Here is a 19359-nt window from a genome sequence, read left to right as displayed (position 1 = left end):
CCTCATGGATTTCAGCCTCAGCGCTGAACAGCAGCGGCGTCACGATCGAATAAGGACGGCCGCGCGAGAACTTCTCCCAGGGGCCTCTCCCGCCGAATTCCGCGAGAAATCCTGGCGGCGGATGGCCGTTCTGGGATTGGTGGGAGCGGCCGTGCCGCAGGAGCACGGCGGAGCGGGACTGGGCGCCCTCGACACCGCGCTGCTGTACGAGGGCGCGAGCGAGGGCGGCGCGGACACCGGGCTGCTGTTCGCCGCCGCGGCCCACCTCTTCGCCTGCGTCCGGCCGGTGCTGGAGTTCGCGCTGCCGCGGACCCGCAAGGCCCTGCTCCCCGCCCTGTGCTCGGGCGAGCTGATCGCGGGCAACGCCATGACGGAACCGGACGCCGGATCGGACGTCTCCCGGCTCGCGACCACCGCGACCAGGGTCGACGGCGGCTACCTCATCGACGGGACCAAGAGCTTCGTCAGCAACGGTCCGGTCGCCGACCTCTACGTCACCTACGCGACCACCGATCCGGCCGGCGGCTACTTCGGCACCACCGCGTTCGCCGTGGACCGCGACTCCCCCGGGCTGGTCGCCGGCCCACCGCTGGACAAGTCCGCGCTGACCGCCTGCCAGGCCGGCGAGGTGCGGTTCGACAGGTGCTTCGTCCCGGACGAACGGGTGCTGGGCAGCCCGGGCCAGGGGCAGCTGGTGTTCCAGACGTCGATGCTGTGGGAGCGTTCCTGCCTGTTCGCGATCTACCTGGGCCAGCAGGAACGCCTCATCGAACGCTGCGTCCACCACGTGCGCCACCGCGAGCAGTTCGGCAGGAAGCTCGCCGACCTCCAGCCGGTCGCGGACCGGCTCGCGGAGATGCGGCTGCGACTGGAGAGCGGACGGCTCCTGCTCCGCCGGGCGTGCGCCGGGATCGACGACGGCCAGGACCCCGCGCTGTGGGTGGCCATGGCGAAACTCGCGGTCTCCGAGGCCGCGGTCGCCACGTCGCTGGACGCCGCCCGGATCTTCGGCGGCCGCGCCTTCCTGACGGAGTACGGGATCGAGGAACACGTGCGCGACGCGGCCCCCGCCACCACCTTCTCCGGCACATCGGACATCCAACGGCAGCTGATCGCACGGGAGATGGGACTGTGAGCCTCTACAGCCCGGTCATCGAGGCCGCCGCCAGGACACCGGACGCGCTCGCCGTCCGCGACCTTGCCACGCAGCTGCGCTACGGCGAACTGGACGCACGCGCGGACACCTTCCTGACCGCCTTGCGCGGCCGCGGCGTGCGGCCCGGCGACCGCGTCCTGGTCTGGACGGACAAGACGGCCGAGTCGGTGGCCGTCGCCCAGGCGGTGTTGCGGTGCGGGGCGATCCACGTCCCCGTGCCACGGAGCAACCCGCCGGGGCGGGTCGCCAGGATCGCCGCGGACGCCCGCCCGGCCCTGATCGTCACCGACCACGACGACCGCGTCCCCGGTGCCGTCCACGCACCCTGCGCGGACCTCCTCCGCGAAGGAGCGCACGGCTCGCCCGCCGCCCCGCACCCGGTGGTGCCGTCCGACCCGGCGTACATCCTCTACACCTCGGGATCGACGGGGACGCCCAAGGGCGTCTGCGTGAGCCACGGGAACGCGCTCGCCTTCGTCGACTGGGCCTGCCGGGAACTGCGTCTGACCACGGTGGACCGGCTCGCCAACCATGCCGCGTTCAGCTTCGACCTGTCGGTCCTCGACCTCTACGGCGCCTTCCGGGCCGGCGCGTCGGTGCACCTCGTCGGCGACACGCTCGCCCGGGCCGCGGAACCGCTCGTCGACTTCCTGCTGGAGAGCGGGATCACGGTCTGGTACTCGGTGCCCTCCGCGCTGGTGCTGATGGCCGAGTACGGCGAGCTGCTGGAGCGCGGACCGGGAGCTCTGCGCGCCTGCGTCTTCGCGGGCGAGCGGTTCCCGCTGAAACCGCTCAAGGACCTGCGCCGGGCGTGGCCGGACGTCCGCCTGCTCAACTGGTACGGCCCGACGGAGACCAACGTGTGCACCTCTTACGAGGTGACGGCCGCCGATCTCGCCCGGACCACGGACATCCCCATCGGATCGCCCGTCGCCGGGGACACCGTGTCCCTGGAGGACGGCGAGATCGTGGTCAGCGGCCCGACCGTCATGCTCGGCTACTGGGGCGCGCGGCCGCAGGCCGGACCGTACCGTACCGGTGACCTCGGCCGGTACGACGCCGACGGCATGCTGGAGTACCGGGGCCGGATCGACGACATGGCCAAGGTGCGCGGGCACCGGGTCGAGCCGGCCGAGGTGAGCGGGGTGCTGGTGGCGCACGAGACGGTGCGCGACGCGGTGGTGCTCGTCGTGGGCAGCGGTCTCGACGCGCGGCTGCACGCCGTCGTGGTCCCGGCGGCCGGTTCCACGCCCGAGCTGGCGCAACTGCGGCGGCACTGCGCGGACTTCCTGCCGCCCTACATGACCATCGACGCGCTGCACACCGTCCCCGGCTTTCCCCGCACCGCGAACGGAAAGGTCGACCGGGCGGCGCTCGACGGCCTGGTGACCCAAGGAGCCGCCGTATGACGGGCACCGTCTGGGACGCCTTCTGGTCCACTCTGCCGGCCGAGCCCGGAGCCGCCCTGTGGGACTCGTCGCCGCAGCTGACCGCGGCCCGGCACCTGCCACTGTTCCGGGACCACGCCGACCCCGCGCTGCCCCTCGTCGACCTCGGATGCGGCAGCGGACGCCAGACGCGCTGGCTGGCCGGGCACTTCGGGCGGGTCGTCGGGCTGGACATCGCCGAGGCCGCGGTCGAGCTGGCCGCCGCGTCGCACGCGGCACCCAACGTCGTCTACCGCCGCGCCGACCTGCTCGACGGCGACACCGTGGCCGCGGTGCGCGCGGACCTCGGCGACGCCAACGTCTACATGCGCGGTGTGCTGCACCAGCTCGCGCCGGCCGACCGCGCCGGGATGCTGGCGACCATCCGGCTCCTGCTCGGCGCGACCGGTGTCCTGTTCGCCCAGGAGCTGACCGAGCGCACCGGCTGGTACGTCGCCGAACTGCTCGCGAGCGGAGCCCACTTGCCGAAGACGGCGGGGCTCGCCGCCCACTTCGACTTCGGCGCCCGCATCGCGCCCGCCCACGACGGGCGCCTGCGGCTGCTGTTCGAGGACAACGGATTCGACGTCGTCGCCGACGGCGACATCGCCCTGCACACCACCGAACGCACCCCCGACGGCCGGCCGCTGGAGCTGCCCACGAGGTACGTCGTGGCCCGCGCGTCGGCGCGCACCGACACCACCCGGAGGAACCGCAACCATGACGGACCTTGACCGCGCGACGCTGCTCGACGGGCTGCTCCGCTACGTGCGAGAGGAACTCGCGACGGGCGTGCCGTCCGACCGGATCGGCGTCGACAGCCGGCTGCTGGAGCTGGGGGTGCTGGACTCGGTGCGCACCGCCCGTCTGCTCGCGCACATCCGCACCACGTACGGCGTGCGCGTACCGCCCGTGCACATGACCGGTGAGCACTTCCGCACGCTGGAGACGATCACCGACCTGATCCTGCTTCTCCGGTCGCAGACCGCCTCCCTCTGAACAACACGCGCTGACAGGAGCACAGATGACGTACGACTACGACATCGGCATCATCGGCGGCGGACCGGCCGGTTCGACCGCCGCGTCCTACCTGGCCAAGGCAGGTCTGTCGGTCGCGGTCTTCGACAGCGAGTTCTTCCCGCGCGAGCACGTGGGCGAGTCCCTGGTGCCGGCGACCACGCCGGTGCTGCTGGAGATCGGCGCCATGGACAAGGTCGAGGCGGCGGGTTTTCCGCGCAAGTACGGCGCCGCCTGGACGTCGGCCAACGCGGACGACGTGGACCCGCTCGGCTTCCAGGTCCACGACCACGGCCTGGGCGCGGCCGACGTGCTGTTCAACGAGCGCGACCAGCTCGGGGTGGACCGCGACTACACCTTCCACGTCGACCGCGGACGGTTCGACCACATCCTGCTCAAGCACGCGGAGAGCCTGGGGGCGAAGGTGTTCTCCGGCGTGCGGGTGCGCGGCGTGGACTTCGCCGAGCCCGACCGTCCCGTGCTGCGGGTCGGACTCGGCGGCACGACCGCCGAGGTGCCGGTGCGGATGGTCGTCGACGCCAGCGGACGCGGCACCCTGCTGGGCCGGCAGCTGAAGGTCAAGGTGCCCGATCCGGTGTTCAACCAGTACGCCGTGCACAGCTGGTTCGAAGGGCTCGACCGCGAGGCCCTGGCGAACGACGACCACCAGGCCGAGTACATCTTCATCCACTTCCTGCCGCTCAGTGACACCTGGGTGTGGCAGATCCCGATCACCGACACCATCACGTCGGTCGGCGTCGTCACGCAGAAGGCCCGGTTCCGCGAGGGCAAGGACGACCTGGAGGGGTTCTTCTGGGACACGGTGGCCAGCAGGCCGCTGCTGCACGACGCCCTGAAGCAGACGTCGAGGGTCCGACCGTTCAAGGCCGAGGGCGACTACAGCTACGGCATGACCAAGGTGTGCGACGACTCGATGGTGATGATCGGTGACGCCGCCCGGTTCGTCGACCCCATCTTCTCCAGCGGTGTCAGCGTCGCCATGAACAGCGCCCGGCTGGCCTGTGCCGACATCGTCGCCGCCGCCGAGGCCGGTGACTTCAAGGCCGCCCGGTTCGACAACTACGTGACGAAGCTGCGGCGCGGCGTCTCCAGCTGGTACGAGTTCATCTCCATCTACTACCGCCTGAACATCCTGTTCACCGCCTTCGTCCAGGACCCCCGCTACCGCATCGACGTCCTGAAACTGCTCCAGGGCGACGTCTACGACGAGCAGGAGCCGGCCGCGCTGACGGCGATGCGCGAGTTCATCGCCGCGGTGGAGGCCGATCCCACCCATCTCTGGCACCCCCTGCTGGGAAAGATGAAGGTGTCGCTCAGCTCCCGGGCACTGTTCTGACCGCGCCGTGGGCGGTCCTGTTCGACATGGACGGGACGCTCGTCGACACCGAGGTCCTGCTCCTCGAAGCGCTGGCGGCGGTGCTCGCCGCGTCGGGTGTGCCGGCTTCGGCGATCCGTCCGGAGGAGCTGCGGGGGCGGGCCGTCGAGGAGAACCTGACCCGGCTGAGCGGCCTGATGCGATCGCCGATGCCCGCGCGCGAGCTGTACGCGCGCGTCGGTGACCGCATGCTCGACCGGCTGCGTGCCGGTGTCGCTCCGCTGCCCGGTGCCGTCGGCCTGCTCGGGGCGCTGCGGCGGGCGGGCGTTCCGTGCGCGCTGGTGTCGTCGTCGTACCGGGCGATGGTGGACGCGGTCCTGCCCTCGCTGGGCGCGGCCGCATTCGCCGCGACCGTGGCGGGTGACGAGGTGCGGCGCCCGAAGCCCGACCCGGAGGGCTATCTCACCGCGGCGGCCCGGCTCGGTGTCGCGCCGGGGAACTGTGTCGTCGTCGAGGACTCGTCGACCGGCCTCCGCTCGGGACTGGCCGCCGGATGCGTGACCGTCGCGGTCGCGCCGACGGCCCAGCCGGTCGCCCTCACGGTCGCGGGCCTGACCGGGCTGACCGTGGAAGGGCTGGCGCGTCTGGTGGCCGCCGGGTCCCACGGCCCCGGCAGCCGGGCCCCGGCCCCCGCCGGCCGGCAGCGCCCGGCGTCGTAGGCCCCGCGCGGGCACCGGGGTGCGGCAACCCGCCGGCCCCGTCCGATCCTTCAGCAGAGAGTGGTGCTTCACCGTGACCAGAGCCCGCCCCGCACGCCTCCCGCAGGTCCCGGCGCGCGTCCGCCCCACCGGGACGCCCGCATGAAGCCGGCCGACGTCTTCCTCGCCGGCCTCGGCTGCTGGCTGCCGGACGCCTACCCGGCGTCCGAGGCGGTCGCCGCGGGCCTGTACGACGCGACGGTCTTCGCCGAGAGCGGTCTGCGCGGTGTGCTGATCGCCGGGTCCGAGTCACCGCCCGAGATGGCCGTGCGGGCCGCGCGCACGGCGCTCGAACGTGCCCCCGGCGGCCCCGGTTCGATCGGCACCGTCCTGCACGGCTCGACGTTCTACCAGGGTCCCGAGATGTGGTCGCCGTCGGCGTACATCATGCGGGAGCTGGGCATCACCGGAGCCGGCAGCACCGAGATCCGCAACGGGTGCAACAGCATGCTCAGCGGCGTGGAGCTGGCCGCCGGCCTGCTGCCGTACCAGTCGCAGAGCCGGCCCGACATCCTGCTGACCACGGCGGACAACTTCAGCTCGCCGCTGTTCAACCGGTGGGACAGCGGGCCGATGGGCGTGATCGCCGCCGACGCGGCCAGTTCCGTCGTGATCAGCCCCGAGGCCGGATTCGCCCGCGTCGAGTCGGTCGTCTCCCGGGTGTATCCGGAGTTCGAGGCGATGGCGCGCGGCGACGAACCGCTGTTCCCGCCCACCGGATCCGCCGGCCGGCGCATCGACACCGTCGAGCGCGCCCAGCAGTTCAACGAACGGGTGCGCGAGGTCGGCGGGATGAGCGTCGCCGACGGCATCGCGAAGGCATGCTCCGAGACCGCGCTGGCCGCGCTGGAGGAGGCCGGGATCAAGCCCTCGGAGCTGCGCTGGGTCCTGGTGCCCAACGGCGACGAGGCGACCACCCGCAACTGCGTCATGGAACCGCTCGGTCTCGATGTGGCCCAGTCCCAGTGGGAGTTCGGCTGCGGCATCGGACACGCCTCCTCCAGCGACCAGTTCATCGCGCTCGACCATCTCCTGCGCACCGGTCGTCTGGACGCGGGCGACCACGTCCTGCTGTTCGGCGGCGCGCCGGGCTGGTCCGCCGTGGCCGTCGTCCTGACGATCACCGAACAGCCGTCCTGGACCTAGGAACTGACGACGCCGACAGGAGGTGCCGCGTGACCGCGCAGCAACAGGATCCGGCCGCCCCGCAGCCGATCGCCATCGTGGGAATGGCATGCGAGTTTCCCGGCGCCGACGGCGTCGGGCCGTTCTGGAGGATGCAGCTCGACGGGGTGGACGCCACCTCGGACGTCCCTGCCGACCGGTTCCCCGTCGACGTGTTCCACGACCCCCGCCCGCGCACGCCGGGCCGGATCATCAGCCGCCGTGGCGGCTTCCTGCCCGACATCCGGGGCTTCGACGCCCACTACTTCGGCATCTCGGGCCGCGAGGCCGCCCACATGGATCCGCAGCAGCGGCTGCTCCTGCAGACGGCCGCGGCGGCGGTGCGGGACGCCGGACTGACCCTGGACGAGCTGGCGGGCAGCCCGACCGCGGTCGTCGTGGGGCAGCGGACCGCCGAGTACTGGGACCTGCTGCGGGCGGCCGGCGCACTGGACATCTACGCCAACACGGGCACGTCCCGCAGCGTGCTCTCCGGCCGCCTGTCGTTCTTCTTCGATCTGCGCGGCCCGAGCACCTCGGTCGACACCGCCTGCTCGTCCTCGCTGGTGGCCGTGCACCAGGCGTGCGCGGCGCTGCGCGGCGGGGAGGCGACCCTCGCGCTGGCCGCGGGCGTCAACCTGGTCCTCACGCCGGAGGAGAGCATCACGTTCTCCCAGGCCGACATGCTCTCCGCCGACGGCCGGTGCAAGTTCGGCGCCGACGACGCCGACGGGTTCGTGCGCAGCGACGGGATCGGTGTCGTCGTCCTCAAGACGCTCTCCCGGGCCGAGGCGGACGGCGACCGGGTGCACGCGGTCATCCACGGCTCGGCGGTCGAGAACGAGGGGCGCAGCAGCGGGTACTTGATGACGCCCTCGCAGACCGCGCAGATGGACACCATGCGGCACGCGTGCTCGCGGGCGGGCGTGGAGCCGCGCGCCGTCGGGTTCGTGGAGGCGCACGGCACCGGCACGCCCACCGGTGACCCGATCGAGCTGCGCAGCCTGGACGCCGTCTACGGCACCGGCGCGGGCCGCACCTCCGAGGATCCCCTGCTGGTGGGCTCCGTGAAGACGAACATCGGGCACACCGAGGCGGCCGCCGGGATAGCGGCGCTCATCAGGGCGGCGCAGTGCGTGGCCTCCGGCGTCGTCCCGCCCAGCCTGCACAGCTCCCGCCTGACCGACGCGGTGGACTGGGACGGTATGGCGCTGGAGATCCCGCAGACCGCCCGGGAGTGGGGCCGCGACGGCGCCGTCCGGTACGCCGCCGTCAGCTCGTTCGGCATCTCCGGCACCAACGCCCACGTCGTCCTCGGCGAGCACCGGCCCGCTCCGGCCGCACCGCCGGACGACGAGCCGCGCCCCCACCTGCTGGCGCTGTCCGCCCAGACACCCACCGCGCTGCGTGAACTCGCCTCGGCCTACGCGGACTTCCTCGGGCCCGACGGTGCGGGCCGTGGCCACGACCTGCGTGATGTCAGCTACGGCACCCTGGCCCGCAGCACCCACCACCGGCACCGCATGACCGTGCTCGCCACCGACCACGACGAGGCCGTAGGGCAGTTGCGCGACGGCCGGCCGATCGTCGCGGCACGGCCGGGCGCACGATGGCGGAGCGTCTTCGTCTTCCCCGGCCAGGGCTCCCAGTGGTCCGGGATGGGACGGCGGCTGCTGGCCACCTCCGCGGTCTTCCGGGAGGCCGTCGAGGAGTGCGACCGGCACGTCCGCGCCGAACGCGGCTGGTCCGTGGTCGAGCGGCTGACCGACGGCGACGAGGCGGACTGGCCCATCGACGTCGTCCAACCGCTGCTGTGGGCTATCGAGGTGGGCCTGGCCGCGCTGTGGCGGTCGTGGGGTGTCACGCCGGACGTCGTGATCGGTCACAGCATGGGCGAGGTCGCCGCCGCCTGCGCCGCGGGCGCGCTCACCGTGGCCGACGGCGCGGCCGTCATCTGCCGCCGCAGCGCTCTGCTCAAGAGGATCGCCGGCACCGGGACGATGGCCGCGGTCGACCTGCCCGCCGACGAGCTGCGGCGGGAACTCGCCGACGTGCCGGACGTCGACGTCGCGGTGAGCAACGGCCCGCGGCGCACCATCATCTCGGGCCGCACCCCGGCGGTGGAGAAGGTGCTGAACGCGTTGGCCGAGCGGGACGTCTTCACCAGGACCGTGAAGGTGGACGTGGCCTCGCACAGCAGTCACGTCGACCCGCTGCTGGACGAACTGCGCACCGCGCTGGAGTCGATCAGGCCGCGCGAGGGCCGGACGCCCCTGCGCTCGACCGTGACCGGAGAGCTGCTGACCGGCGCGGAACTGGACGCGGGCTACTGGGTCCGCAACCTCCGCGACGAGGTCCGCTTCCACGCGGCCGTGGAGGCCGAGACCGCCGGCTGCGAGGCGGCGGCCGTGGTCGAGATCAGCCCGCACCCGGTGCTCGCGTCGGCGGTGAAGGAGTGTCTGCCCGCGGAGCGCGCGGGCGACCAGGTGGTGCCGTCGCTGCTGCGGGACACCGACGAGCCGACCGCGCTGCTCACTTCGGTGGGCCAGCTCCACCAGGCCGGTTACCCGGTGCGGTGGGAGGCGCTGTTCGACGGTCCGGCCGCGTGGGTGGGGCTGCCCGCGTATCCGTGGCAGCGCACCGATTTCTGGTTCGCGCCGGACGCCGCACCGGCCGCCGAAGCAGCCCCGGCCGGGCACCCGTTGCTGGGCGCGCACAGGGTCCTCGACGACGGCACCCACCGGTGGGAGGGGACCGTCGACCTGGACCGCAACGCCTACCTCCTGGACCACCAGGTGCAGGGGCTGGTCATTCTGCCCGGTACCGCCTACCTGGAGCTGGCGGTGGCGGCCGCCGCCGAGGCCGTCGGCACCGACGTCGTCGTCGTGGACGTGCGTTACGACAAGGCGCTCTTCCTCGACGCCGAGGCACCGCCCCGGCTCCGGGTGACGCTCGGGCCGGACGGACGGGGATGGTCCTTCGAGGTCTCCACCGCCGAGACCGCGGGCGACGGCGCCGCGTGGACCCGGCACGCGCACGGCCGCGTCGCGGAGGCGGCCGCCGACACGCGCACGCTCACCGTGCCCGAGGACCCGCCCCGCCGGATCGCCGAACGGGTCCCCGACCATCTCACCGGCGCCGAGTTCTACCGCCGGTTCGCCGCCCGCGGCAACGACTGGCACGGTGTCTTCCGCGGCATCGGGCAGGTGTGGCGGAGCGACACCGAGGCGCTGGCCGAGATCGCCGTCCCGGCGGACCTCACCGGCGCCGACCGGCACCATGTCCATCCGGCGGTGCTCGACGCCTGCGGCCAGGTGCTCGCGGCCACCTTGCCGGACACCGCCGCACCCGGCGACCAGCACGCCTTCGTGCTGGGCTCCATCGACGCCTTCCGCCGGTACGCGCCGCTCGCCGGGACGTTGTACAGCCATGTGGTGCAACGGGAGCTGACCGCGGACTCGTTCAGCGGCGACGTCGTCGTCCGCGACGAACAGGGCACCCTGGTGGCGGAGTTCCGCGGCCTGCGGATCCGCTGGCTGGTGCGCGGGGAGGAGCCCGGCGCTCCGGCCGACTGGCTCTACCGGCCACGCTGGCTGCCGGCCGGGCCGCCCGAGCCGGTGCCGGGACCGGCCGGCGGAGCCTGGCTGGTCCTCGACGACGAGGAGTTCGGGCCGCGGCTCGCACCGGCGGGCGGCGTGCGGATCCTCGTACGGCCCGGCGACAGGTACCGGCGCGATGCCGACGGGACGTACCGGATCGACCCGTCCCGTCTCGACGACTACGCCCGGCTGCTGCACGAGGTCCGCCGCGAGCACCCCGGGGGCGTCGCCGCCGTCGTGCACCTGTGGAGTCTGCGGGCGCCGCGTCCGGTGGGAACGGTCCCGCTGGGCCTCGGCAGCGCACTGCTGCTGGACCGGGCGCTGTCCACGACCCGCTGGGACGGCGACCTGCCCCGGCTCGTCCTCGTCACCCGGGGCGCCGAGACGGTCCTGGACGCGGACACGGCGCCGGATCCGGAGCAGTACACCGTGTGGGGCTTCGGGCGTACGGCGGCGAGCGAGCTGTCCGTGGTTCCGCACACCCTCGTCGACCTGGATCCGGCCCGGGGCACGGAACAGGCCGGGGCGCTGGCCCGGGAGATCGCGGCCGGTGACGGGACCGAGGACCAGGTGGCACTGCGCGCGGGCGCACGGTACGTCCTGCGGCTGCACCGCAGCGCACCGGCGGGCGGGTCCGACGAGGTGACCGAGATCGTGCCGGCCGGCGAGCGCGGCGCGCACCCGGTGCGCGCGGTCTCCGCGGCACGGCCGCCGGCCGCCGACGAGGTGCGGATCGAGTCCGCCTACGGCTCGGTGTCCCTCCGCGACGCGCTCCGGGCGGCCGGGGACCTCCCGGAGCGGGACGGTGACGGACCGCTGGGCCGGGAGACGTCCGGTGTGGTGACGGCCGTCGGCTCCGACGTGCGCGGGCTGGCGGCGGGCGACCGCGTGGTCGCCCTCGTCCGGCCGGGACTGGCCACGCGCGTCCTCGCCGATCGGCGGCTGACCCACCGACTGCCCGACGCGCTGGGCCTCGCCGAGGCCGCCGCCCTGCCGATCCCGTACCTGACCGCCTGGTACGCCCTGATGGAACTGGCCGCGCTGCGCGAGGGGGAGAAGGTCCTCGTGCACTCGGCGACCGGCGGTGTGGGGCTGGCCGCGATCCAGGTGGCGCGGTGGCGCGGCGCCGAGATCCACGCGACGGCGGGCAGCGAGCGGCGGCGGGCCCTGCTGCGGACGATGGGTGTCGCCCATGTCGCCGACTCCCGTGGCGACTTCGCCGGTCCGCTGCTGGAACTGACGCAGGGCACGGGGATGGACGTCATTCTCGGCTCCCCGACCGGGACGGACGTCGACCAGAACCTCAACGTGCTCGCGCCGTACGGGCGTTACGTGGACCTCGCCGAGCGGGATCCGGCCGGCACCGGATCGACGATCCCGGGCGCCGGCCTGCCGCGCAACGGTTCCTACCGCCGCCTCGACATCGACGCGTTCTGCCGCGAGCGTCCCGAGCGTGCCGGGGCACTGCTCGGCCGGGTGCTGCGCCTGGTCGAGGCCGGTGAACTCGCGCCGCTGCCCGCCGAGGTGTACCCGCCGGACGAGGTCGGCCGTGCCTTCGACGACATCCTCGGGGCCCGTCAGGTCGGCAGGGTGCTGGTGGACCTGCGGACGCCTTCCGTGGAGCGGCCCGCGCCGGAACCGACGCGGCTGCGGCCGGACGCCACCTATCTGGTGACCGGCGGCGCCGGCGGCCTGGGTTCCGAACTGGCCCGCTGGCTGGTCGCACGCGGTGCCCGGCACCTGCTGCTCACCGGCCGCTCGGTGCCCGGCGCGGCGTCCGAGTCGGGTGCCGGCCTGTCCGGGCTGCTGGCGGACCTGCGCGGCCAGGGCGCCGACGTCCAGTACGCGCCGGTGGACGCGGCGGACGAACGGTCGATGCGCCGACTGGTCGACCACCGCGCCGGCGCGGACAAGCCGCCGGTCCGGGGCGTCTTCCACACCGCCGGTGTGTTCCTGTACAAGCCGATCGGCGACACCACGCTGCGCGACCTGGAGGCCGTGCTGCGGCCGAAGCTGGAGGGCGCCCGGGTCCTGGACCGGCTCTTCGAGGACGACCTGGATCACTTCGTCCTCTTCTCGTCCGGGAACGCCCTGCTGGCCTCTCCCCACGTCGCGGCGGCGGCCGCCGCCAACGCGGGCCTGGACGCCGTCGCCCGCGGCCGCCGCGGCCGAGGCCGTACGGCACTCGCCGTGAACTGGGGCTTCTGGACCGACCGGGGGATGGCGGCGCGAGCGGGCGCCGAGCTCGGACGCGACCTGATGCCGCGCGGCATGAGCGGGTTCACGTCCGCGGAGGGGCTCGCGGTGCTGGACCATCTCCTGGCCACCGGGGCCGGCGACACGCTGGTCATGCCGGTGGACTGGACGCGGTGGCGGGACACCTACCCGGCGGCGGCCGCCTCCCCGTTCCTGCGGGACGTCGTCGACGGCACGCCCACACCTCCCGTCCCGACGCCCGCACCTCCGGTCACGGCGCCCACGCGTCCGGTCACGACGACCGCGCCTCCCGCACCGCCCCTCCCTGCCCGTGCGGCGGTGCCTGCCCCGCGGCGGAGCGCGCCCCGGCCGGTACCGCTCGCGTCCGCCGCTCCGCCGCCGAAGCCCGCGGCGGCCACCGCGCCGGAATCCGGCGGCGAGCCGGTCGCCGCGGACCGGGCGGCGCTGTTCCGGGACGGCGTCGCGTCCATCCTGCGTGTCGACTCCGAACTCCTCGACCCGGAGCTGGATCTGACCAGCCAGGGCCTCGACTCGCTGATGGCGGCCCAGCTGCGCCGGCAGGTGCAGCGCTCGCACGGGGTGCTGCTGCCGGTCGGCAAGATCCTCAGCCGCGCGACGCTGCGGGAGCTGACGGATCACCTGCTCGCGGCCGTCCCACCGGAGTAGGGCCCACCGTGCCCGGCGTCACCTCAGCACCCGCTCGCACCCGGAGCACGTACCGACAAGGAGATGCCGGTGAGCACGGACTCGCTCGTCACTCACGTGGTCGCGGCCCTCGCGCTGGTGATCACGGCGTCATGGGTCTTCGGGACGGCGGCCCGCAGGCTCCGACAGCCGCCCGTCGTCGGGCAGTTGCTCGCCGGTGTAGCGCTCGGCCCCAGCCTGCTCGGGCTGGCGCCGGGCGGCGTGTACGACACCCTGTTCCCCGAGCAGATCAAACCGGTCCTGACGGCGGTGGCCCAGGTCGCCCTGGCGCTCTTCCTCTTCGCCGTCGGCTACGAACTCGACCTCGGCCAGCTGCGGCACCGGCGCGCGGTGACCTCGGTGTCGCTGAGCGGGTTCGCCATGCCGATGCTGGTGGGGGCCGGCCTCGTCGTCCTCCTTCCCGGCGCCTTCCGCTCCGTGAACGGCGGCCACCCGATCGACGCGACCTTCACCCTCTACATGGCGGTCGCCCTGTCCATCACGGCGGTGCCGGTGCTGGCCGGCATCATCCGGGACCAGGGGCTGGCCGGCAGCCGGCCCGCGACGATCGCGATGGCCGCCGCGGGCGTCATCGACGCGTTGAGCTGGCCGGTCCTCGCGGTCTGCCTGATCGGCGGCGAGGACGGCTCCCTGCGGGCCTGGTTCACCAGGACGGCGCTGCTGGCGGCGTACGTCCTGGTGATGGTTCTCGTCGTACGGCGGGCGCTGGCCCGGTGGCTGAACCGGTCCGGCGCCCTGCTGGCCGATCCCGTCCCGCTCGCCACCGCGCTGACCCTGGTCTCCGCCTGGGCCACCAGCGCGCTCGGACTGCACGTCATCTTCGGTGCCCTGCTGGCCGGCGTGATCATGCCCCGCCAGCGCGACGGCGTTCCGGACAGCCGGGTGCTGCGGCCCCTTCAGGAGACCGGAGGCCTGCTGCTGCCGGTGTTCTTCACGGTCTCGGGGATGTCGGTACGGCTCGACGGTCTGCACGCGAAGGACCTGCTGCTGCTTGTCGCGCTGTGCGTCGCCGCGGTCGTCGGCAAGGTGGCGGCCGGCTCGCTGTCGGCCCGCGGCGGCGCGGGGCTGCCCTGGCGGGACTCCCTCCTGATCGGAGTGCTGCTCAACACCCGGGGACTCACCGAACTCATCGTGCTCAACGTGGGCCTCCAGGCCGGGGTGATCGGGCCGCGGCTGTACGCCCTGCTCGTCATCATGGCCCTGGTCACCACGGCGGCCACCGGCCCGCTGTCGGCGTGGCTGCACCGCCCGGCCGGGGCCGCTCCCGGCACACCCGCGCGGACTCCGGCGCCGGACGCCGAATCGACGCCGCGGTCATAGGAGCCTGGACACCGGCGGGGGCCGCCAGGTGCCGTCCAGGGCCGTACGCCCGTGGTGCCGCCGCGCTCGCCGGGGGCCCGCGCTCACGGGGTGACGATGGCGAAGTCCGGGTCGGGTGCGGCGAGGCGGCCGGTCAGCTCGGTCAGCCGGGCGGCGTCGCCGCTGATCTCGACGGTGTCGCGGGCGGCCAGGTCGGCGGGGCCGACGGCGCCGGTCAGGAGTGCGCGCAGGTCGGCCTCGGTGAGGCTGATCTCGACGTCCGGGTCGGCCGCGGCCGGACCGGTACCCGTGACATGGGTGAGGACGCCGTTGCGCAGTCTCATCGTCACGGTGTCACCGCCGGTGACGTTCCAGCGCACGGTGATGTCCGCGTCCCAGCTGCGCGGTCCGTCGACGCGGATGGCGAGCGAGTCGAAGAGCTGTTCCAGGGTCAGGGCCGCGAGCACGTCGGGTGAGGCGGTGGCGGTGGGGGTGCCGACCGGGCCGTTGCGCAGCTCGTAGGCGCCCATCAGGTAGAAGTTGCGCCAGGTGCCGTTCTCGCTGCCGTAGCCGAGCTGTTCGAGGGCGTCGGCCTGGAGGGCGCGGGCCTCGGCGTGGTCCGGGTCGGCGAACACGACGTGCCCGACGACCTGCGCCACCCAGCGGTGGTCGCCGTCGGCGTACGACTGCCGGGCGCGGCGCAGGACTTCGTCCGCCCCGCCCATGAACTCGACGTACCGCTTGGCGGACTCGACGGGCGGGTGTTCCCACAGGTGGGCCGGGTTGCCGTCGAACCAGCCCAGGTAACGCTGGTAGATCGCCTTGGTGTTGTGGCTGACCGAGCCGTAGTAGCCGTGGGTGTGCCAGGCGCGCTCAAGCGCCGGGGGCAGCTCCATGCGTTCGGCGATCTCCGGGCCGGTCAGGCCCTGGTTCAGCATGCGCAGCGTCTGGTCGTGCAGGTAGGCGTACAGGTCGCGCTGCCCGGACAGGTACTCCACCACCCGTTCGCGGCCCCAGGTGGGCCAGTGGTGGGAGGCGAAGGCGACGTCCGAGGCACCCGTGAACAGGTCGATGGCCTCGGTCAGGTAGCGGGACCACACGCGCGGGTCACGGACCTGGGCGCCGCGCAGGGTGAGCAGGTTGTGGAGGTTGTGGGTGGCGTTCTCGGCCATGCACAGGGCCGCGTGGTCGGGGAAGTGGATGTTCAGCTCGGCCGGTGCCTCGGTGCCGGGGGTGAGCTGGAAGACCATGCGGATGCCGTCGACGGTCTCCGTCTGTCCGGTGCGCGTGAGGGACGCGTTCGGCGGGACGAGGGTGACCGCGCCGGTCGAGGTGGTCTGGCCGAGGCCGGCGCCGATCTGCCCGCGTTCTCCCTTGGGCAGCGCCGCGCCGTACATGTAGGCGGCGCGGCGGCTCATGGCCGTACCGGCGTACACGTTCTCGCTGACCGCGTGCTCCAGGAACCCGTGGGGGGCGAGGACGGGGACGCCGGCGGCCACGTCGTCGTCGCCGATGACGCCGCGCACGCCGCCGAAGTGGTCGGCGTGGCTGTGCGTGTAGAGGACGGCGGTCACCGGCCGGTCGCCGCGGTGGGCGCGGTACAGGGCGAGGGCGGCGGCCGCGGTCTCGGCGCACAGCAGCGGGTCGATGACGAGGATCCCCCGTTCGCCCTCCACCACGGTCATGTTGGACAGGTCGAAGCCGCGTACCTGGTAGATGCCGTCGGTGACCTCGAACAGCCCGTGCTCGGAGCAGAGCCGACTCTGGCGCCACAGGCTCGGGTTGGCCGTGGCCGGGCACGGCCCGTCGAGGAATCCGTACGCGTCCAGGTCCCACACGACACCGCCGTCGACGTCCTTGACGACGCGGTCCGCGGCGGTACCGAGGAAGCCGCGCCGCGCGTCCTCCAGGTCCCGGGTGTCGTCGAACGGGAAGCGGCTCAGCACCTCGGCGTTGGCCCGCTCGACGGCGGGTTCGGCGGGCCTGGCCTCGGTTCGCTGGGGCATCGGCGTCTCCTCCGGGGACCACGGACCGCCGTCGCTTCGCCGGACGCGGCCACCGCCACCTTCACCCGGGACGTGGGCGCGCACGACCGCGGTCACGCCGTACGGATGAACCGGGGACCGCAATCCCCTGCCCCGGCCCGTTACGTCACATATGACATTTGTGGCAATATGTCCCATGTGTTTTCCGGTGCGGAAGGCAGGCGAGAGGAGTAGATGATGATCGCCAAGCTGCTCGGCAAGCTGTCCTTCACCCGCCACTACGGTGCGTACGGCTCCCACGAGTGGGACGTGTACGCCGGCGAGGACTGAGGACCGACCGCACGGCCGGCGGTCGCCCACGCGCGGCCGCCGGTTTCCCGGGCACGCTCTCGACGCGAGCGGGCCGGACGGGACAGGAGAGCCGGACGGGGCCGAAGAACCAGGGACGACCTCATGGGCCGAAGGGATGAACCGCCTCGGCTGGACGGCGGCGGCTTCGCGGCGTGGAGCCGCGACCGGCTGGCGTGCGCGCGCCGGGGCGCCGAGGAGTGCGGGGACGTCTGGCAGCTGGAACCGGGCGTCTACGTGGCCTCCGCGGCCGCGGAGTGCGAAGCGGTCCTGCGCCGCGCGCGGGACTTCCCCAAGGCGTCCGCACCGCTCTTCCCGCCGTTGCGGCGGTCCGACGGAGGAGCACCGACCCGCGAGGAACGGTCGTACGCGCACGCCGCGCGCATGCGCGGGCTGCGGGCGCAGGCGGTCGCGGCCCGGACCGGCCGGATCGCGCCCCGCACGGCCCGGTTCGCCGAGCAGTGGCCCGACGGCGAGGACGTCGAGGTCCTGCCCCTGGTCCGGCACGCGCTGGCGGACATCGGCGTGCACTACCTCTTCTCCGAGGACGCTCCCCTCCTGCTGCCCCATGCCGCGGGGCTCTTCCTGGCCCGGGAGGCCCTCGTACAGCCGTCGCGCTGGGTCTGGCCGCGCTGGGTGCCCACCCCGGCCCGGCGGTTCCGCACCCGGCAGCAGACGGCGTTCACCGACGCCCTGCGGCCCGTCGTACGCCGGCGTCGCTCCTCGGGCCTGCTCGGTGACGACCTGCTCGGACAGATCCTCCAGCCCTCCCCGCACCACGGCCTGCTGCCGGAACAGGCCGTCCTCGACACGCTCCCCGGCATCACCGTCGCCACCTTCGAGACGCCCACCCGGGCGGCCGGGTGGATCCTGCTCCAGCTGGCCCGGCATCCCGAGGCGGCCGACCGCGTGGCGGCGGAGGCCGGCTCGCTGCCCGCGGACCCGGCCGCGACGACCGGCGCCCACCTGGGCGGCCTGCGCTACACCCAGGCCCTGGTGAGCGAGGTGCTGCGGCTGTATCCGCCGAGCTGGCTGCTGACCCGGCAGGTCGCACGGCGGACCCGGCTCGCCGAGTACACGCTCGACGCCGGATCCACGGTCCTCGTCTGCCCGTACACCGCCCAGCGGGACCCCCGGGAGTACGCCGAGCCGGACGCGTTCCGGCCCGAGCGCTGGCTTCACGAGGAGGGCACGCCTTCGGGAGACGGGGTGTTCCTGTCGTTCGGCACCGGGCCGCACGGCTGCGAGGGAACCGCTCTGGCCATGACGATGCTGACGCTCCTGACCGCGCAGACCGCCCGCCGCCACCGCCTGAGCGAGCCGGCCGGACCGCGGCCCAGCCACCAGGTCACCACCCTCGAAGGTCTCGCGACGGCCGGCCTGCGCCTGCGCGCCACCGCGCGCGGCTGAGAACGATCCCGCTTGCGGCGGCAGCCTCCACCTCACGGCCCGCTCGTGGCGTAGCGCCGGTCGAACTCGTCGACGAGCATGCCCATCAGGACGAGGTCGTGGTGCCGCCCGGCCGCGAAGACGTGCTCGCGCAGGCGTCCCTCCTCCGTGAAGCCGAGCCGGCGGAAGAGCGCCAGCGACGCCCTGTTGTGGTCGAGGACCGCCGCCAGGCACTTGTGGTAGCGGCGCTCGGCGAACATGAAACGAAGCAGCAGCGACACGGCCTCCGCCGCGTAGCCCCGGCGCCGGTGTTCGGCGCCGATGGTCACCTCGCACTCGAACCAGCCGGAGCGGCGCCCGGTGCGGTGCGAGCCGACCAGGCCGACCAGCTCTCCCGTGGCCGTCGCCTCGACCGCCAGGCGGAAGAGGTCGTCATCGCCCGGGGCGACGGCCTGCTCCTTCGCCCGGGCACGGTGACTCTCGGCGGACCGCGGCAGCTCCCGCCCGCTCCCCGGCGCTCCGTCGTCGTCGGCGAAGCTCAGGAATGCCGTCCAGTCCTCGGGTTCGACGGCGCGCAGGCGTACCCGGTCGCCGTTCCAGGACGATGCCATGCCTCATTCGATCACGCGGTGCCGGGAGCGGGCATCCGGTCGATCCGCGCCGTACGCGCGGATGGCGGTCCCGCGTTAGCCTTGGTGGTTCGACACCGGCTTGCGGGTCACCATCTCCCGAGATCCAAGGGAGGCCGGTTTGAGAGTCGTCCTCGGCCTTTCCCCATGCGCGGGTCGCGCGCGGTGCGCGCTCCCGGCTCCGGAGGCGTTCCGGATGCGGGGCGCGCAGGCACGCGCGCGGGGCCTGTCTCACGGTGATGCCCGGCGCGGCCGGATGTCGCGGGCCGCCGCCGCCCGCCCGGTCCCGGCGCTCCCCGTCGACCTGCCGACGGCGCGGCACGGACCGGA

The 19359-nt window shown here is 73.7% G+C and carries 12 protein-coding genes; 10 read left to right on the top strand and 2 right to left on the bottom strand.

The window, feature by feature from the left end; genetic code table 11:
* Positions 1-4 precede the first annotated feature (4 nt).
* The 9 genes from ACIRQ9_RS17780 (at position 5) to ACIRQ9_RS17740 (ending at position 14699) form a co-directional block, all read left to right on the top strand.
* On the top strand, positions 5-1135 hold the full coding sequence (locus ACIRQ9_RS17780) for an acyl-CoA dehydrogenase family protein (RefSeq protein WP_404173562.1): 1131 nt from the start codon (positions 5-7) through the stop codon (positions 1133-1135).
* Entirely contained in the window at positions 1132-2565 is a 1434-nt protein-coding gene (locus ACIRQ9_RS17775) for an amino acid adenylation domain-containing protein (protein WP_404173559.1), read from the top strand. The genes ACIRQ9_RS17780 and ACIRQ9_RS17775 overlap by 4 nt, the downstream gene beginning before the upstream one ends.
* A complete protein-coding gene (locus ACIRQ9_RS17770) occupies positions 2562-3317 on the top strand; it encodes a class I SAM-dependent methyltransferase (RefSeq protein WP_404173556.1) in 756 nt (251 codons plus the stop codon). Before ACIRQ9_RS17775 ends, ACIRQ9_RS17770 begins: the two co-directional genes overlap by 4 nt.
* Positions 3304-3582 carry an acyl carrier protein gene (locus tag ACIRQ9_RS17765; protein ID WP_404173553.1) on the top strand — a complete coding sequence of 93 codons (279 nt, stop codon included), beginning with the start codon at positions 3304-3306 and terminating at the stop codon, positions 3580-3582. The genes ACIRQ9_RS17770 and ACIRQ9_RS17765 overlap by 14 nt, the downstream gene beginning before the upstream one ends.
* Positions 3583-3607: 25 nt before the next feature.
* On the top strand, positions 3608-4957 hold the full coding sequence (locus tag ACIRQ9_RS17760) for an NAD(P)/FAD-dependent oxidoreductase (RefSeq protein WP_404173550.1): 1350 nt from the start codon (positions 3608-3610) through the stop codon (positions 4955-4957).
* Positions 4958-4983: 26 nt separating this feature from the next.
* Positions 4984-5655 (top strand): HAD family hydrolase, encoded by a 672-nt coding sequence (locus tag ACIRQ9_RS17755; RefSeq protein WP_404173547.1) that lies wholly within the window; start codon positions 4984-4986, stop codon positions 5653-5655.
* Between the two features lie 141 nt (positions 5656-5796).
* Positions 5797-6840: a ketoacyl-ACP synthase III family protein gene (locus ACIRQ9_RS17750; protein WP_404173544.1), complete on the top strand. Its 1044-nt coding sequence runs from the start codon at positions 5797-5799 to the stop codon at positions 6838-6840.
* 29 nt (positions 6841-6869) lie between these two features.
* Positions 6870-13340 carry an SDR family NAD(P)-dependent oxidoreductase gene (locus tag ACIRQ9_RS17745; RefSeq protein ID WP_404173541.1) on the top strand — a complete coding sequence of 2157 codons (6471 nt, stop codon included), beginning with the start codon at positions 6870-6872 and terminating at the stop codon, positions 13338-13340.
* A 69-nt stretch (positions 13341-13409) separates the two neighbouring features.
* A complete protein-coding gene (locus ACIRQ9_RS17740; protein ID WP_404173538.1) occupies positions 13410-14699 on the top strand; it encodes a cation:proton antiporter in 1290 nt (429 codons plus the stop codon).
* An 83-nt stretch (positions 14700-14782) separates the two neighbouring features.
* Here ACIRQ9_RS17740 and ACIRQ9_RS17735 read toward each other — a convergent pair whose 3' ends face one another.
* The gene (locus ACIRQ9_RS17735) at positions 14783-16684 is read right to left on the bottom strand and encodes an alkyl/aryl-sulfatase (RefSeq protein ID WP_404173535.1); all 1902 of its coding nucleotides are present in this window, start codon (positions 16682-16684) and stop codon (positions 14783-14785) included.
* 432 nt (positions 16685-17116) lie between these two features.
* Between ACIRQ9_RS17735 and ACIRQ9_RS17730 the strand changes: the two genes are divergently transcribed.
* Entirely contained in the window at positions 17117-18421 is a 1305-nt protein-coding gene (locus ACIRQ9_RS17730) for a cytochrome P450 (RefSeq protein ID WP_404173532.1), read from the top strand.
* 32 nt (positions 18422-18453) lie between these two features.
* On the opposite strand, the gene ACIRQ9_RS17725 is transcribed toward ACIRQ9_RS17730, so the two are convergent.
* Positions 18454-19011, bottom strand: coding sequence for a GNAT family N-acetyltransferase (locus ACIRQ9_RS17725; protein ID WP_404173529.1), 558 nt, complete (start codon positions 19009-19011; stop codon positions 18454-18456).
* Positions 19012-19359 lie beyond the last annotated feature (348 nt).

Origin of the sequence: Streptomyces sp. NPDC101237 (assembly GCF_044767465.1) — a bacterium.
Taxonomy (GTDB): Bacteria; Actinomycetota; Actinomycetes; order Streptomycetales; family Streptomycetaceae; genus Streptomyces; species Streptomyces gramineus.
The sequence above is the reverse complement of the archived record's forward strand: the minus strand, read 5'-3'. Positions and strand labels throughout refer to the sequence as shown.